Origin of the sequence: Gracilibacillus salitolerans (genome assembly GCF_009650095.1) — a bacterium.
Taxonomy (GTDB): Bacteria; Bacillota; Bacilli; order Bacillales; family Amphibacillaceae; genus Gracilibacillus; species Gracilibacillus salitolerans.
Genome location: NZ_CP045915.1, coordinates 1,193,795 through 1,210,817, shown reverse-complemented (window position 1 = coordinate 1,210,817; position 17,023 = coordinate 1,193,795). Strand labels below are relative to the sequence as shown.

General features: G+C 37.3%; 13 protein-coding genes and 2 riboswitches. Of the genes, 7 read left to right on the top strand and 6 right to left on the bottom strand.

Going from position 1 to position 17,023, the window contains the following annotated elements:
• Positions 1-218 precede the first annotated feature (218 nt).
• A riboswitch (glycine riboswitch) is annotated at positions 219-319 on the top strand.
• A 2-nt stretch (positions 320-321) separates the two neighbouring features.
• Positions 322-399: riboswitch (glycine riboswitch) on the top strand.
• An 81-nt stretch (positions 400-480) separates the two neighbouring features.
• The 5 genes from gcvT (at position 481) to GI584_RS05840 (ending at position 6,436) form a co-directional block, all read left to right on the top strand.
• Entirely contained in the window at positions 481-1,599 is a 1,119-nt protein-coding gene (gene gcvT / locus GI584_RS05860; protein ID WP_153790589.1) for a glycine cleavage system aminomethyltransferase GcvT, read from the top strand.
• Positions 1,596-2,939 carry an aminomethyl-transferring glycine dehydrogenase subunit GcvPA gene (gene gcvPA, locus GI584_RS05855; protein WP_153790588.1) on the top strand — a complete coding sequence of 448 codons (1,344 nt, stop codon included), beginning with the start codon at positions 1,596-1,598 and terminating at the stop codon, positions 2,937-2,939. Before gcvT ends, gcvPA begins: the two co-directional genes overlap by 4 nt.
• The gene (gcvPB, locus tag GI584_RS05850; protein WP_153790587.1) at positions 2,940-4,397 is read left to right on the top strand and encodes an aminomethyl-transferring glycine dehydrogenase subunit GcvPB; all 1,458 of its coding nucleotides are present in this window, start codon (positions 2,940-2,942) and stop codon (positions 4,395-4,397) included.
• A 26-nt stretch (positions 4,398-4,423) separates the two neighbouring features.
• Positions 4,424-4,711, top strand: coding sequence for an iron-sulfur cluster biosynthesis family protein (locus GI584_RS05845; RefSeq protein ID WP_228552351.1), 288 nt, complete (start codon positions 4,424-4,426; stop codon positions 4,709-4,711).
• Between the two features lie 330 nt (positions 4,712-5,041).
• Entirely contained in the window at positions 5,042-6,436 is a 1,395-nt protein-coding gene (locus GI584_RS05840) for an alpha/beta hydrolase (protein WP_153790586.1), read from the top strand.
• A 258-nt stretch (positions 6,437-6,694) separates the two neighbouring features.
• On the opposite strand, the gene GI584_RS23980 is transcribed toward GI584_RS05840, so the two are convergent.
• Together GI584_RS23980 and GI584_RS05835 are read right to left on the bottom strand one after the other, a co-directional pair.
• The gene (locus GI584_RS23980) at positions 6,695-6,781 is read right to left on the bottom strand and encodes a putative holin-like toxin (RefSeq protein ID WP_228552407.1); all 87 of its coding nucleotides are present in this window, start codon (positions 6,779-6,781) and stop codon (positions 6,695-6,697) included.
• Positions 6,782-7,532: 751 nt separating this feature from the next.
• Positions 7,533-11,357: a family 78 glycoside hydrolase catalytic domain gene (locus GI584_RS05835; protein WP_153790585.1), complete on the bottom strand. Its 3,825-nt coding sequence runs from the start codon at positions 11,355-11,357 to the stop codon at positions 7,533-7,535.
• Positions 11,358-11,886: 529 nt separating this feature from the next.
• Between GI584_RS05835 and GI584_RS05830 the strand changes: the two genes are divergently transcribed.
• Positions 11,887-12,741 (top strand): glycerophosphodiester phosphodiesterase, encoded by an 855-nt coding sequence (locus GI584_RS05830; RefSeq protein ID WP_100361586.1) that lies wholly within the window; start codon positions 11,887-11,889, stop codon positions 12,739-12,741.
• A 60-nt stretch (positions 12,742-12,801) separates the two neighbouring features.
• Positions 12,802-13,698 (top strand): metallophosphoesterase, encoded by an 897-nt coding sequence (locus tag GI584_RS05825; protein ID WP_194842131.1) that lies wholly within the window; start codon positions 12,802-12,804, stop codon positions 13,696-13,698.
• Between the two features lie 72 nt (positions 13,699-13,770).
• Here GI584_RS05825 and GI584_RS05820 read toward each other — a convergent pair whose 3' ends face one another.
• The 4 genes from GI584_RS05820 to GI584_RS05805 form a co-directional block, all read right to left on the bottom strand.
• The gene (locus tag GI584_RS05820) at positions 13,771-14,316 is read right to left on the bottom strand and encodes a DinB family protein (protein WP_228552350.1); all 546 of its coding nucleotides are present in this window, start codon (positions 14,314-14,316) and stop codon (positions 13,771-13,773) included.
• Positions 14,317-14,372: 56 nt separating this feature from the next.
• Positions 14,373-15,023 (bottom strand): YdeI/OmpD-associated family protein, encoded by a 651-nt coding sequence (locus GI584_RS05815; RefSeq protein ID WP_153790583.1) that lies wholly within the window; start codon positions 15,021-15,023, stop codon positions 14,373-14,375.
• An 88-nt stretch (positions 15,024-15,111) separates the two neighbouring features.
• Complete coding sequence (locus GI584_RS05810) at positions 15,112-15,699, bottom strand: YdeI/OmpD-associated family protein (RefSeq protein WP_153790582.1); 588 nt, start codon at positions 15,697-15,699, stop codon at positions 15,112-15,114.
• Between the two features lie 216 nt (positions 15,700-15,915).
• The gene (locus GI584_RS05805; RefSeq protein ID WP_153790581.1) at positions 15,916-16,950 is read right to left on the bottom strand and encodes a S8 family peptidase; all 1,035 of its coding nucleotides are present in this window, start codon (positions 16,948-16,950) and stop codon (positions 15,916-15,918) included.
• Positions 16,951-17,023 lie beyond the last annotated feature (73 nt).

Below are 17,023 nucleotides of genomic sequence, written 5' to 3'. Positions count from 1 at the left end.
AATTATGTGCCAAAAATGTTGGAAGACTTCTAGGACTTTCACGAATGAATCATCTAAAAAAATGTGTATACGAAAGCACTAATTCGCATATTATTAGAATATACCGTGAAATTTCAAGCTATAATACACCTCGAAGAAATCCTGTTAGAAAATATAACACTCAAATAGATTTAAAAAGAAAATCACCATAACATATTATACAACTAAATACGAATCGGATGATTATTATGGGAGAGCGTATTTCATTACCACCGAAGGAGCAAGTTCATAAAAAACCCTTATGAACCAATCTCTCAGGTTAAAGTACCATAATAGGACGAATCTCTGGAGAGCGCGTACAGATACGCCACCAAAGGGGAAGCTTTTTAAGAGCGAAACTCTCAGGTAAACGGACAGAGAAGGGGCAAAAGTTAACACTACCCTTCTCTGTTTTTTTATGTTCACTAAAATCCCAAAATACTATCGGAGGTGGTACAACGTATGAGTGATGCGAGCGATTTAAAACAAACTCCTCTTTTTTCAACATATGAAAATTACGGAGCGAAAGTCATTGATTTTGGCGGATGGGCTTTACCAGTACACTTCTCCAGTATTATCGATGAACATCATGCTGTTCGAAATAAGGCAGGACTCTTTGATGTTTCTCATATGGGGGAAATACTGATCGAAGGAGAAGATGCGGAAAGTTTTGTTAACTACATGATGACAAATGAAATCACTAAAATGAAAGAAAATCAAGCGCAATATACGGCTATGTGTTATGAAAACGGTGGTACTATAGATGATTTGCTAGTTTATAAGTTAGATCATCAGACATTCTTCCTCGTTGTCAATGCTGCTAACACCGATAAAGACTTTGAGTGGATCAAAAAGCATGCAACAGGAGATGTTTCTGTTACCAATATTTCTGATCAAGTCGCACAACTTGCTATCCAAGGCCCAAACGCATTGCAGATCTTGCAACAATTAACTGACGTAGATTTAAACAAAATAGGTACGTTCCGTTTTATTCAAAATGTGAAGGTTGCCGGCATTAACGATGTTTTGATCTCGCGTACTGGGTATACAGGTGAAGATGGTTTCGAAATCTATCTAGCTAGTAATCAGGCCGCAAAACTATGGCAAGAGTTGTTATCTCTAGAAGAAGGTCCACAGCCATGTGGTCTTGGGGCAAGGGATACGCTTCGTTTTGAAGCAACTTTAGCCTTATATGGTCAAGAGCTAACCTCTTCGATTACTCCAATTGAGGCTGGTATTGGTTTTACGGTTAAGACACAAAAAAGGAGTGACTTTATCGGCAAACCAACACTTGCGAAAGAAAAAGAAAATGGACCTACAAGGAAGCTAGTAGGGTTAGAAATAATCGGGAAAGGAATTCCGCGACATGGCTATAAAGTATTTACGTCAACAGAAGAAGAGATCGGATTTGTTACATCAGGTACTCATTCTCCTACTTTAAAGAAACCTCTTGGTCTTGCATTGGTTCAACTACCATACGCCGAAAAAGGTACAAAATTGAAAGTGAAAGTTCGTAACAAATTGATCGATGCCGTTGTAGTCCACACACCATTTTATCAACGAAGGAGAGGATTAACATGACTTTCACCTTTCGATATCTTCCTGATACAAAGCAAGACCAACAAGATATGTTAGATTTTTTAAACATTCATTCCATCGATGACTTGTTTGCCGATCTCCCTTCTAACATTAGATTAACAGAAGAGTTAGCGATTCCAAAAGCTTTGCCTGAACCTGATCTACTCAAGAAAATGCAACAACTATCCTCGCAAAACATCAACGCCAATCAATATCCATTGTTTCTTGGGGCAGGCACCTATGATCACTTTATTCCGAGCGTAGTCAGCCACATGATTGGTAGGTCTGAATTTTATACCGCCTATACCCCCTATCAACCTGAAATTAGTCAAGGTGAATTACAAGCAATCTTTGAATTTCAAACAATGGTTTGCGAACTAACAGGAATGGATGTTGCCAATTCCTCTATGTACGATGGCTTTACTTCTGTTGCGGAAGCGGCAGCACTTGCTGTATCTTCAACCAAACAATCCAAAGTGATTGTCTCTAAAGCAATCCATCCAGAATCTCGAGCCATTCTAAAAACGGCTGCTACTGGACCAGGATATCAAGTAGAAGAAATCAATTTAACCACTGACATCACAAGTATCCGAGACATGCAGGAAAAAACAGATGATCAAACAGCTGCGATTATCGTCCAATATCCCAACTTTTTTGGTTCTGTTGAGGATTTACACGAAATAAAGAAAATTGCCCAAGAAAACGGTGCACTGTTGATCGTTAGTGCGAATCCTTTAGCTTTAGCGATATTGCAACCACCAGGCAAACTTGGTGCCGATATTGTCGTTGGTGATATGCAACCATTTGGTATTCCTATGTCATTTGGCGGTCCACATTGTGGTTATTTTGCTGTAAAAAAAAAATTAATGCGTAAAATTCCTGGTCGTATCGTCGGACAAACGACAGATTCACAGGATAATCGTGGCTTCACCTTAACCTTACAAACACGCGAACAACACATTCGCCGTGAAAAAGCATCCTCCAATATTTGTTCTAATCAAGCACTAAATGCGCTCGCTTCTTCAGTCTTTATGTCTGCCCTCGGTAAACAAGGCATTCGCCAGATGGCAAAGTTAAATATAGAAAAAGCAGACTATATGGCAAGAAAACTTGCTGAAAAAGGATTCAGCATAAGAAATCAATCTCCTTTCTTTAATGAATTCGTTGTTACGTTACCTGTATCTGTTAGTGAAGCCAACCGCAAGTTATTCGATATCGGCACCATCGGCGGATTGGATTTAAGCATAGATTACGGGATGAATAATCAAATGCTCATCGCCGTTACAGAACAACGAACAAAGGAAGAAATCGATCAATTCGTGTCCATATTGGAGGGATTGTAAATGGCGAAATATAATCAATTGATCTTTGAGATTAGTCAACCAGGTCGAACAGGCGCTGATCTTCCAGAAAGTGATGTTGATCCAATCGATTTAGAAGAAAAGTTTCCGAAACATTTACTTCGTGAGACACCTGCAGAACTTCCGGAAGTTTCAGAGCTTCAGCTTGTTCGTCACTATACGGCACTTTCTCATCAAAATTATGGTGTCGATAATGGTTTCTATCCGCTCGGTTCCTGTACGATGAAATACAATCCGAAAATTAATGAAGATGTTGCTCGGTTGGAAGGTTTTAGCCGTCTTCACCCATATCAACCAAAAGAAACCGTGCAAGGAGCACTTCAGTTATTGTATGAGTTACAAGAAGATTTAGCGGCTATTTCTGGAATGGATGCTGTCACATTACAGCCCTCAGCAGGAGCCCAAGGGGAATGGACCGGCTTGATGATAGCGAAAAATTACCATCAACAAAATGGTGAAAATAGATCAAAAGTACTTGTACCAGACACTGCTCACGGTACCAATCCAGCTAGTGCTACTGTAGCGGGCTTTGATACGGTAACTATCCCTTCAAATGAAAATGGATTAGTCGATTTGGAAGCTTTAAAGAAACACGTCAATCAAGACACAGCAGCATTAATGTTAACCAATCCTAATACACTTGGTCTCTTTGAAAAAGATATAGTAGAAATCGCCGAAGTCGTTCATGAAGCAGGTGGCCTTCTCTACTATGATGGAGCGAACGCCAATGCCATTTTAGGTAAGACTACACCAGGAAAAATGGGCTTTGATATTGTCCATTTAAATCTGCATAAAACCTTCACCACCCCACATGGTGGCGGAGGTCCAGGAGCAGGTCCTGTCGGCGTAACAAAAGAACTCATTCCTTTTTTACCTGTCCCCCGTATCAAAAAAGATGAAGACAACTATATATTGAATGATGATGAACCATTATCCATCGGAAGGGTAAAAGGGTATTATGGAAACTTTGGAATTCTTGTTCGTGCATACACGTATATTCGTACAATGGGATCTGAAGGACTGCGGCAAGTATCAGAATCTGCTGTACTTCATGCCAATTATCTAAAAAAACGGTTAGAGACACACTACGAGTCACCATATGCACAATTTTGCAAGCACGAGTTTGTCTTATCAGGCGCAAAACAGAAAAAGCTTGGAGTCAGAACACTTGATATTGCCAAACGTTTGCTAGATTTCGGTTATCATCCTCCGACTATTTATTTTCCACTTAATGTGGAGGAATGTTTAATGATCGAACCGACAGAAACGGAAACAAAAGAAACTTTAGATGCTTTTGCAGATTCGATGATACAAATTGCAAATGAGGTGGAAGAAGATCCCGATATCGTATTAGATGCTCCCCATACAACAATGGTTGGTAGATTAGACGAGACAAAGGCAGCAAGGAAACCAGTCTTACGTTTTACAAAATCGGTTTAATTACGTTGTTGAAGGAGGACAATGTAATGATGATTCATATTACCAAAGAAGCACAACAGAAATTATTATCCATCGAATTACAAGATGGGGTATTACCTAGGATTGATGCTGAGGTTGCTGGGGGTTGCGGGTTGACTGTTAACTATGTATTTATTTTTGATCATGCTAGAAGAAATGATACCATTTATCAATCTAATGGTTTTCCTATTCGTGTCGATTATTTTACCAAACGCTATCTAGAAGGAAATGCTCCAACTATAGATTATGCCGATGGTTTCCACGTGATAAATGATGTTGAATTTGACTCATGTTGATTATTCAGTAAATATAGAGAGGCGTAGTATCCAATCGATACTACGCCTCTCTACATTTATAATACTTTTACCTATAGAATGACTTATCGCATCCCACTACAGTCCCTATTTTCTCTAGCGTAACATGATCGCAAGAAATATTTCGACATTTTGGTAGACAGTATGTTTATTCCAAATGAATTTAAGTTATGAATATCAATAGGAAGGGAAAAATGGTTACAGTATGGTAAAACATTACGTCATTATATCAAGATTAAATTTGTGCTAGACGAGGTAAAAGTCTAAAGAGCACCCAAGAGTTGGATCTCTGAAGTCAGGAGGTAACCGTTGTTGAAAAGTAGTGTCTTGTTATCATACATGGGAGCTTTTGCTCTTTGTATATTAACAATATTGAATTTATTCTTAATAAAAGCCCAATTACATATGGGAATTACCTTAATAATATTCTATTCGTTAGTGCTTGTCGGTGTTGGAGTTCATTATAAGAAGGGTCGTCTTAAAGTGAATCCCTCTACTAAGTTATTGTTGATGCTTGCAGTTTTTGCTATTATTAGCGAATTGGTTTGGATAAGGGATCAAGTTTATGGCTTTGCTATACTTAGTAATTTATTACACTTAATAACATTTCTTTTCATGTTTGCTTTTGTTTTGAAATCTTCATTCTATCAAAAACCTTTCAAATTCCGGTCTATACTTGGCAAATGGAAGATGATTATAGTTATATTAATTACTATTTTAGGAACAGTATTAATGGTGTTTTTGCTCATTAATCAAATTAGCCCACGTCCACTTGTTTCAAGCTTACAATCAAGTAAGGGCATAACAAACTCATATAACGCCGAGGAATCAAAAGAAACTGTCTTAGACGATGGAAATATCTACATCAATGATATTCTTTATGATGATAAATATCCCAATAGTTATTTAGATATTTATCAAACCGTTCATAATCCTGATACAGCGCCGACATTTATTCTTATTCATGGTGGTGGCTATATTTGGGGTGATAAAACAGGAGACGGTCAGAACGGAGATGATTCAGGAGTTATAGCGTATATACAGAAAGTTCTAGACAGAGGATATAATGTTATTGCAATAAATTACACCTTTGCGCCAGAATATAATTATCCGATACCTTTGAAGCAAGTCTCTGCAGCAGTGTCATTTCTAAAACAAAATGTTGAAAAGTATGATTTGAACATGAATAATGTTGTAATAGCGGGGCAAAGTGCTGGGGCTCAATTAGCTGGCCAATTTGTTAATATCCAAACAAACTCCGATTATGCAGATGAGATGGAGATACAACCAGTTTTGAGCGCCTCAGATATTAAGGCTGTAGTATTTAACTCCGGTTTATATGACCCTTCCCGATTTGATGAGACGGATAGTGTCGTATCTGATTATAGGTTTAATATAATGGGACGAGCGTACTTTAATGTGAATACTTTTGAAGGTAATAAGGACGTAGAACAATCCAATGTCATTAAGCATGTTACCAAGCATTTCCCACCTACCTTTATGTCTGATGGAAATACAAAAACTTTTAACGATCAAGCGAAGGATTTAAAGGCTAAATTTACAAAACTAGGAGTTAAACATCAATTAAATATCTATAGTAAAAATGTTGTGGAGCTTCCCCATGGATTCGAAAAAAAGGGTAGTAAATATGCAAAAGAAAATCTCAAAATGCAAATGGACTTTTTAGATACTGTCGTTAAGAAATAAAGAACAATGAAAGTCTACAATATATTCCACCCGGCAGTCCATGTCTATTGCTGTTGCTACTGTAACCATGAAAATGCTAATGATTAAGTCAGTTGTTAAAAAAACTGCGATCAGGTATAATATAACTAGAAAAGACATAACATATTAAAAACCGCAGACGCTCCAACGTCTACGGTTAGTGCATAGCCCTTTAAGGGGGCGACTCACATTAGTGAAGAAAAATAACCACCACTATTTGCTTGTCAGGCTATGGGGTGGTTATTTCTTTTGATGAAAAGACAGCAGCGCAATAATCAACATAGCGAACGCTATCATCAGTGTTAATGTTTCAAAAACACTCATCATCAAGGCACCACCCCCCTTCTATAAAAATGAAAAACAAAAAGGGAGTGAGCCACCACCCATAAAAAGCCTTATGCACCTATGCTCCATTATAGCATGTATGGAATTTTAATAGAGTTTTTCGACAAGGTTTTCTTTTGTTTTACATAACGTCTGGTAAGCTTTTCATACAATTCAACACCCCTATCAAATGAAAAAGCTCCAAATATAAATCCCTCTACTTTCGCCTTCTCTTACCTTACTTTTTCTTATCATTTGTAGTGTATCTCAATTAATTAGACACCTACATTGCACTAAAAGCATCATGTTCTCCAGCTAATTCTATTTTATTTCTCTTAAACAAACTTCATCACTTTTCTAATTAAGAATAATCGTAGGCCTACTTTTAACGATCAAGCTAATGTTTTAGAGAATAAGTTAACAAAACTAGGAATTAAGCATAAATTAAATATCTATAGTAAAAGTGGAGAGAAACTGCCACACGGATTTGAAATAGAGGGTAGCAAATATGCAAAAGAAAATCTCAAAATGCAATGAATTTTGTAGATAGTGTGGTTAAACAGTAAAGGGTAATAATGTTTTACAAGCTCTTCCAGTTGCTAATGATGATTGAAAAGAGTGTATCAAAAGTTGAAATCTTGTGACTTTTGATACACTCTGTTAATCCTTATGAGCTCATGGAAAATCGTAGGTACCTCGGCAACCATTAATATGCGAAAAGATCTTTAAAATAGTTATATATCTAAGGGAACTATCACCACATACTACTTAGTGATCTAGCTCCTATTAATAAATGAACTCTCGATGTCTCAGTACTATTTTCTTCTTTATTCCCTAAGTGCTTAATAAAGTTATTTATATGCTTTTCTGCCATTTCAGAGGCACCTTTGTTAGTATGATGTTGTACTTGTTTTAAACTATTTTCTAGTTGATTGGTGAGCGGAGCAGTTATATCTCCTGAGCTAATATAGTCTTCTAGTAATTCATGCAACGCTTCAATAGTGGAAATTTCTGAGCCGTTAATTACCGAATGGAACTCATAACTACCTGATTGAAGCTCAAATACTGCTTTTCCATCTTCATATTTAACAAAATCTAATCCTTCTGCATTAGACGCTAATATATCACCTTCAATCACCATTTTTTCTGAAACTGTCGGTAGATATAGGGTAGCTGTTGTATTCGCAGGTACAGTAGCTTCATAAGTGAAAATATCACCGCTCTCACTTAACTCCCAACTACTCTCAATCTTACCATGAATAGAGTTATAGCTTCCTTTCGCGTATGTCATTGTCCCGCCAAATTCTGGCTTAAGGTTAAAATGTTTGAATCCAGGATTATTTGCATCACGCTGGATTCCAAGGGAATAATTGTACATCCATTCCCCAACTGCCCCAAGAGCATAATGGTTAAAGGAGTTCATTGAATTGTTACCACCAAATCCATCCTCATGCGTATAAGAATTCCATCTTTCCCAAATAGATGTTGCTCCGTTTACTACAGGATAGAGCCATGATGGGTAATCAGTTGATTCTAACAGTTTATAGGCAGTATCTTTATGTCCATTTGCTGAAAGGGCTGGATTCATTGGAGCTGTTCCTAAAAACCCAGTTGTTATCGTATAACCTAATTCTTCTGTTAAATTAGCTAAATAATCTGCAGCGTGTTGCCTATATTCATCATTAAACATTCCGTAATATAATGGTAAAGAATAGGAGGTCTGAGTATGTTGTTCTTCTCCTGTTGTAGTTCTAGTTTGGTATGTTTCTGGATCCACAAACGTCTGGTTCCATTCTTCTTTTATTCCTTCATGAATTTCAATATAATGGTCTGAATCCTCTGTCTTCCCGACGGCGTCTGCCATTTCAGACATCAAACGAACCAAATACCCATAAATAGCATTGTACATCAAACTTGTATCCGTTGGAACGACTGATATATGGTCACCAATTCCAGATCGATTAGTTAAGTATTGATAACCACTAATTTTATCTCCGTTGTGAATGCCATTGATAAACCTTGTCATAGACTCATAATGTTCTTCAATTAACTTCGTATCCCCATACTGTTGATACGTCTCATATGGTACGATGACACCTGCAGCTGCCCATGCTAACCATCCGCCTGATTGTGGGTCAACTACATATCTTGGTGCATAATTGGGGTATCCACCATCTGCTCCCTGACTGTCACGCATTGTATCCGTAAACCTTGCAAAAAATTGCTGGACATCTGCGTTATAAGTTGCTGTCCGTGCAAAAACTTGTGCATCACCTAACCATCCCATACGTTCATCCCTTGCCGGTGTGTCCGTTGGAATGCTCAAAAAGTTACCAAGCTGAGAACGTGTAATATTTTCAAATAATTGATTTACTAAAGGATGTGACGTTTCGTAACTTCCAGTAAGTTCATTAATAGAACTTAGTACTATTCCCTTTACTTGCTCTAACGGTAATGGTTCATCAATACCGGTAATCTCTAAATAACGATAACCGTGAAATGTAAAGCGTGGTTGATAGGTTTCCCCTTCTTTATCCCCTTTTAGCGTGTACGTATCAGTACTTAATGCAGCTCGATAATTTTCGGTTAAAATCATTCCAACCATACTTGATCCATTTATATCTTGATATGCAGGCAGGTCAGGATATACCATTTCTGCCGTTCTCATCGTAACAACTTGACCCTTCTCCCCTGTCACCGTAATTTGCGGAACCCCTACCATGTTTGTTCCCATATCATAAACATATACACCAGGTCTTGGTTCTGTGTAAGATTTGGCTGTTATTTCTTCAAATTCTGTGACACTTTCTCCGACTCCACTTACAATTTCTGGATTTACAAATTCATCTAATGGTGTAATCACTTCTGGTTTTGACCATTCACTGTCATCAAATCCAGGTTTATCCCAACCATCTACGTATTCTTCCCTTGTCGCATCGTAGTCTTCTCCACTAAAGAAACTAGAATAAGTTATTGGACCTTCATCATAATACTTCCAATTTTCTGTATCGGTACCAACCGTTTCCGTGGTACCATCTTTATAAGTAATTACTAATTTTGCAAGCAATGAGGAATGGTCACCGAAAAAATTATAGTTAGATAAATTAAAAGTCATTTGATCATGCCACCAACCAGAACTTAGCATCGTACTAATTGCATTTTCCCCTTCATTCATCATATCGGTAACATTGTATGTTTGGTACGTGATACGTTTAGCATATTCCGTGGCACCAGGGGCGAAGAAATCTTCTCCTACTTTTTCTCCATTAATATAAAACTCATAAATCCCTCGAGCTGTAGCATACAAACGCGCACTTTGAATCTCTTTACTTAAGTCTACTTCCGTTCGAAGCATAGGATCTGATGTATGACTAGGATCACTATAAATAGTAACTCCATCAGAATTACCGTTTACGGTGAAACCTTCATCTTCTATTACTAGTTGTGACCCATCTACATAGTCTTCAAAAATGCCAGCATAGTCAGAGTCAATCGTTTCGCTAAATAAAACGCCATTTGGTTCTCTAACATTGGATATTTTGATATTACTGAATTTTGCTTGTTGGTTCGGATCAACGGAAAAACCAATTTCATTTAATCTAGGGAACGTTGGAACATCTTGAACTGCGTTTAAAGGGTTTAAAGTAAGTTGATTATTTGCTTCTTCGTCTGGATATGCCGCTCTTGTTATTGCTATATCTTGTCCATTAATGGAAGCGGTAGCAGCATTGCTAGATACGCTTATTTTTACAGCGTGTGGTTCATTCTTATTCGAATCATTAATTGAATCTATCGTACCTGTAGCAATTGGCTGTGTTTCATCTAATTGACCTATATCCTTTTCTGGTCCATATCCTTTTCGATACACATCTAATTTTGCTGGACCAGTACCTTCTTCAAGTTCTGCTAGATCAATTTCATATTTTATATAATTTTCTCCTTCGATGCTGTAATTATTTTTATTTCTGTCTAGTAATCTTGGATCGTTTGCTCCAAAAATAAAGCTTCCTTTTGTACTGCCTTCAGGAATGGTAATTTCATATTCTAGGTTAAATACTGGCTTAGTACTAGCATTTAATACATATTCAGTACCCCCAATCCATTCGGCATTATCCCACCCTGTATCCATTAGACCCGTCTCAAACCAGGTCTTCTCATCACTTGTTAACAAGTTATCATTTGAATCCCAAACTTTTACCGTCCAATAATATCTTGTTGTTGGTGATAAGGCTTCTCCTTCATATTCAATATTAATCGACTGATCGGAGGCCACTTTTCCACTATCCCAAATATCGCCTACACCTTCATCAAGTTTACTGTTACTAGATGCAACTAAGATTTGATAAGCTGTTTGTTTTTGACCTTTCCTATCCGATTCCATCATCCAGCTAAATCGTGGAGATTGTGTCTCAAGTCCTAGTGGATTAACAATGCTTTCAACTTTTAAATTGGATATTTGTGTTGTTTCACTAGCCGTCTCTGCCATTAGAGGTAAGCTAAAATTAGATATGACCAATAATAATGCTAACATTACCATCGTTATTCGCTTGAGCGTTCTTCTTTGTTTTCTTAACAACATTACTCACATCCTTTTATTTTGTTAGTACGAGAATTAACATATCAAGAAAGCTATTACTCCTACTAAAATAGTTCATATGGATACACTAATGAATGATCTCCCCCCTTTTTTCCTATTTGACAAAGCTCCAATTTACAGCTTTTTCACAGTATTTTTTGCAAAAATCACCTCCTGATATAGTAGACAACTATTTAGAAGAATTAAAATTAAATATGTTACCGTTTTCAAATTTTGCTTAATAGAAATGGGTGAATTTATTATGCCAAAATTTATCATCTGTAAAAAGGAGAAGAATTTCGGATAAGGGGGAGGATCTTCGGATTTATATGGGGATTTTATAAACTTTTGATTTCTAATCAACATAATCGACGGATTCACACAACTGATGCAGGCACTGGACTTCTCCGCCTACTTTTGACTTGCGACAATATGCACAAAATTTCTTACAATCATTTAATAGTCTATTAATTAGCGCTTCATATTCTCTATTTATAATAGAGTTATCAAATTCAAAGGAGTGGTAATTGATATGAAGCGTTTCTTAACTATTTTCTTTATCATGAGTATTCTGATGACTAGTTTCGCAGTTCCAGCATTTGCAAATGAGGAGGAGACCACAATCTCCAAACAAGAGCAGCAAAAGATGGTTAATGTAGCCCATCGCGGAGCATCTGCACATGCACCAGAAAACACGATGGCAGCATTCCATAAAGGTGTGGAAATGAAGTCAGATTACATTGAAATTGATGTACAAATGACAGCAGATGAAGAGTTAGTAATTATTCACGATACTACAGTAAACCGTACAACAAATGGTACTGGCGCAGTTGGTGATTTGACACTAGAAGAAATCCGTGCGTTAGATGCTGGCAGCTGGTTTAGTGAAGAATTTGCTGGAGAGAAAATCCCAACGTTTGAAGAAGTACTAGATGCCTTTCGTGGAAAAGTAGGCATTTTAATCGAACTAAAATCACCAGAGCTATATCCTAGTATGGTGGAAAAAGTTGCAGATGCCTTAAAGGAACGCAATATGGCTCATACCAATAATGAAAAGATTATTATCCAATCTTTTAATCATGAATCTATGGAACTTTCAAAAGAGCTTTTACCAGAAATTCCTCACGGCGTATTAGCGGGCCTCACTTGGGCAGGCGTGACCGATGAGCAATTAGAAGCGTTCGCTACATATGCAGATTATTTCAACCCTAATCAGAACATTGTAACACCAGAGTTAGTTGATCGCGTTCATGCTGTGGGAATGGAGATTATGCCATATACATCTAGATCACAAGAACAAGCCAACCGCCTGTTTGACTTAGGTGTAGATGGAATTATAACCGACTATCCAGAGCATGTGTATCATCACCCAGTTAAAAATAACTAAGGGAAAGGAGAATGAATCGTGTTTCATCCAAAAATAGAACTTTTCGGTAAATTAACTGGTTTGGTAGCCACTGTCGGGCTTGCTGTGACATTGTTTGCCGGCTCTCCAACAGCACCCACATATGCCAAAGGTGCGGAACAACCAAAGTTGGAATTTGGAGTTGTCCCGGATGTACAGTATTGTGATTGTGAAATTAATGGTACGCGCTATTACCGCAATTCTGTATCAAAGCTGATTGATGCATCCCAAGCATTAAATCAAGAGAATGTCGATTTTACTGTACAGCTTGGCGACCTAATTGACCGAGATGTAGAGAGTTTCTCTACCATTCTACCAATCTTTAATATGATAGAAGGTCGAAAATATCATGTACTCGGCAACCACGATTTTGCTGTAAAAACAGACGAAGTGATTGACATTCTTGGCATGCAAAATCAATATTATGACTTTAAATACAAGAATTGGCGCTTTGTTGTCCTTGATACAAATGACCTTAGTTTCTACGCAAATCCTGAAGGCTCTGAGAAATACGAAGAAGCCGAGGAAATGTATAATGAATTAGTAGAAAGTGGTGCCATCCATGCCCAAACATACAACGGTGGCATTAGCGCCGAACAGTTAACTTGGCTTCAAGATGTAATGGATAAATCAGCAAAACGAAATGAAAAAGTGGTTGTATTTGGACACATGCCAGTCTATCCGGAAAATAACCACAATGTCTGGAATGCAGAAGAAGTGACAGAAGTACTTGAGGCTAATGACAATGTCGTGGCTTATTTTAACGGACATAACCACGCTGGCAACTACGGTCTACAAAATGGCGTTCACTACGTCAATCTTGAGGGAATGGTAGAAACTGAGGACACCACTGCCTACTCTATCATTCGCATCTATAAAGACCGCTTAGAAATTGATGGCTATGGCCGTCAAGGAGATCGTGTTTTGGAAATTCAATAAAGGTAAAGAGAGGTAAAGGGGCTGTCTCCTTTACCTCCATTTGGTTTGAATTAAGTCTGAGCCTTCATAACATTATTCGTTATAATATTTTTCGCATAATAAAAAGTGGTGTTTCTCATGTATGCCAAGCAGATCAATACTTTGGATCAAATTAGGATTGTTTGCGAGTGGATCTGGGAAGCGTATATGGCCAGCAACATCATCGTCAATGTTTGAAACTATATGCTCTATATGTTTTGTCTCTTTATCTAATTCTTCTATCAGCCATTGAAAATCAACATCGGATTCTATACCTTTTGGGGGGACTAAAATGAAGGGAGCTCTCATCGGCTTCTTATTTTTTTCCTTATATGCCTCGTATACATCCGTACTATGTACTTTATATGGTTTGTTTTTTCTTAATGTAGCAATAGGCAAAGATGAAGGAACATACACTTTACTTAGTCTTCGAAACCATTTCATCATCAAATATAGGTGATAATAGGTTTCTCCCCACGACCACTTATCTTGATGTGGCCTATTCCATTCCTTATTTCGAAAACTAGTCAATTCTTTCTTCATTTCTTCTCTTTGCTTATATATTTTTTGAAAGCGATCCTTCATATGTAGGCTTTTCAAATTATTTTATCCTCCCCAGTCCAAATACCTCCGTCTTACACATTACATACTATCTTCTATTTCTTCTTTTGACGAAATAAATCCACCGATTTATAACCTTGTGATAAAATATCTATCATTTGTGCCTGACGTTTTTCACGTGTTTTTTGCTGTTTAGCAGAAAAAACATAACGAGCCCAATCTCGTTGATACCCAGGTGTTAATTCTTGAAAAAAATTAAGTTCATTAGGATAATCACTTAAAATTTCATCAAGATCCTTGACGTTGTCTTCATAATCAACTACAGACTGACTTGCTGCCGATGACTTATTCGTTTTCTTTTTTTCACGTTTGATGCCAACGACAGTAAATACATCATCCATACTCACCATCCGTGAAAATTTCAAATCGCTATTTTCCATATATCCATCTTCTCCAACTTTAAGTGATGGAAAGATATCATCTCTGTGAATATATGTATCATACCGTTTGTTCCCTTTTTTCGGATAGGCAAAAAATAAATATCCTTTTTTAAGTAATGCTTCCTCTTTGATTATCCGTTGAGTATGGCTTGCCATTTCATCAATCGTCTCTACAAAAATGAAAATAGCATCATGGTCTCCAGTTAATTCTGCTTGATATCCATCAAACAAATTATAATCATTCGGTTGATGAAGAACAGCCATATTTTTATATTTAGTAAGGTTTAGTTTATCGATAATTGTCATCGTAAGCTCCTTTTTACTCTATTTCAAATTAGCCAGAGCCTATTATTTTCATTTTACCATATCCTAACATTATGTTACTCACACTATACTAATCATTTAATCCCTTTCCATCAATAATTGGCTGGACATATTTTTCAATTCTTGCCTCTCGAGTTGTGGATTTTTTGGTTTTAGAAAAATAAAGGGTATATGCTCTTTGCCGCCCCGGTGTCAATGCTTCAAAAGCAGTTTTCAAAGCAGGGATTTCCTCGAATTTATTTTGCAATTCATCAGGAATGATGACTTCTGTATTCTTTTTCACTTTCAAACCGGCTTTTTCAACTTCAATTGCGGCATAAATATATTCTTTCAAGATGTTTTCCTTTTCAACTATTTCTTCAACATTGGTGAATCGAATCTGGCGAGCCGCTTGTACATTCTCCGATTGTTGGATTAGAACGCCATGTGGATCCTTTAACAAGGCACCTTTGTGAAAAAGAAGCGCGCAATATTCTTTAAATCCATGTATTAAAACTATGTTTTTATCCTCCAACGTGTAACAAGGGTGATTCCACTTAAACTCTTCGGTCAGCTCAGAGTCAAGAACGATATTTCTCAACTTCTCAAATTCTTCCTTCCACTTTTTTGCTTTACTTAAATATTCATCAACTTTAGGATTATTTCTACTATTTGTCATCTATGGAACACCACTCTTTCATTTTTAATAAGTCTCAAGAATCTTATATAGCTACTTTCTCCTTTTCGTACAAGAAGTGATTCATCTCTTAGATAATCATCATACCTAATTTAAGCAACGCTTGTTTAATTACCAGTCACCAGCTAGAAATAAGTTAGACACAAGTAGCTGTTTTAAAAGTCAGCTCAGCGTACCTTATGAGACAGCTACTTGGATTTATACTTCTACATCAGGGATGACAAAACCACTTCCTGCCATTTTATTGTTTTTAGCTTTTGACAAGGATTTTATCTCTTTTGGATTCTCTGAATCCCCTCTATATACAGGCTCGTTAGTTAAAGTAATCAAACCATTACTTTCCACTCTTTTACTATATCCTAATGGGGACGTTAATTTTATAAGTTGAGCATACACTTCTGGTTCTGTTAATGTTCTTTCAAACTCCTGCTCCATTTGTTCAATCAGAACCGCAGCAGCTCCGGAAACGTGTGGGGTTGCCATGGACGTTCCCGACAACTTCGCATATTTCCCATTTAAATAGGTGGACATCACATTGACACCAGGTGCCACTAGATCAACCTCGTCATTTGTATTCGTGAATTCAGCCATATTACCTTCATTATCTACGGCACCTACTTGCACTACTTCTTTATAATATCCGGGATACATTCGTTCTGTTGTTCGTGCATCTCCATCTCCTTCATTTCCGGCAGCACACACAACTAAAATGTCATTAGTTACAGCTTTTCGAATCACTTGATGAAGCTCTGGTACATCCCATTTTGCACCGAAGGACATGGAAATAATTCGAACTTTTTCCCCATTTCCACCACGCCATTTTATAGCATGTTGAATCGCTTGTATAATGCCATTAAAGTCTCCAGAACCTTTGGCATCAAAAGCTTTTAATATTAATAATTTGGCTTCAGGAGCTACTCCGACTACACCTCGACCATTGAGCACAGCCGCAATCGTTCCAGCAACATGTGTACCATGTCCGTTTTGATCGGAAAAATTTCGAAGATTGCTATTGTTTTCAGTAGTAAAATTTCTACCATCCATAATTCGGTTTCTTAAATCTGGATGGTTTCGATCACACCCTGTATCAATTACAGCAACCACAACGTCGCTACCTTTATAACCTTCTTCCCACTTTTTAGGTGCTTGCATCATTTCGATACCAGCAGGAATTTCACTCGTGTCGTCAATCTGTTGTTCCATTTTAAAAGGAATTAAGCTTACTCGTGCCATCTTACTCCTCCTTGCTACACACATTTATTATTAGTAAATTCAGTAAGGAGGAAAATGTACTAGGCGTTTATCA

What these genes read in the sequence shown, in the direction of transcription:
- gcvT (WP_153790589.1), top strand. Translation starts at nt 481, where the DNA reads ATGAGTGATGCGAGCGATTTAAAACAAACTCCTCTTTTTTCAACATAT.
- gcvPA (WP_153790588.1), top strand. Translation starts at nt 1,596, where the DNA reads ATGACTTTCACCTTTCGATATCTTCCTGATACAAAGCAAGACCAACAA.
- gcvPB (WP_153790587.1), top strand. Translation starts at nt 2,940, where the DNA reads ATGGCGAAATATAATCAATTGATCTTTGAGATTAGTCAACCAGGTCGA.
- GI584_RS05845 (WP_228552351.1), top strand. Translation starts at nt 4,424, where the DNA reads ATGATGATTCATATTACCAAAGAAGCACAACAGAAATTATTATCCATC.
- GI584_RS23980 (WP_228552407.1), bottom strand. Translation starts at nt 6,781, where the DNA reads ATGATGAGTGTTTTTGAAACATTAACACTGATGATAGCGTTCGCTATG.
- GI584_RS05835 (WP_153790585.1), bottom strand. Translation starts at nt 11,357, where the DNA reads ATGTTGTTAAGAAAACAAAGAAGAACGCTCAAGCGAATAACGATGGTA.
- GI584_RS05830 (WP_100361586.1), top strand. Translation starts at nt 11,887, where the DNA reads ATGAAGCGTTTCTTAACTATTTTCTTTATCATGAGTATTCTGATGACT.
- GI584_RS05815 (WP_153790583.1), bottom strand. Translation starts at nt 15,023, where the DNA reads ATGACAATTATCGATAAACTAAACCTTACTAAATATAAAAATATGGCT.
- GI584_RS05810 (WP_153790582.1), bottom strand. Translation starts at nt 15,699, where the DNA reads ATGACAAATAGTAGAAATAATCCTAAAGTTGATGAATATTTAAGTAAA.
- GI584_RS05805 (WP_153790581.1), bottom strand. Translation starts at nt 16,950, where the DNA reads ATGGCACGAGTAAGCTTAATTCCTTTTAAAATGGAACAACAGATTGAC.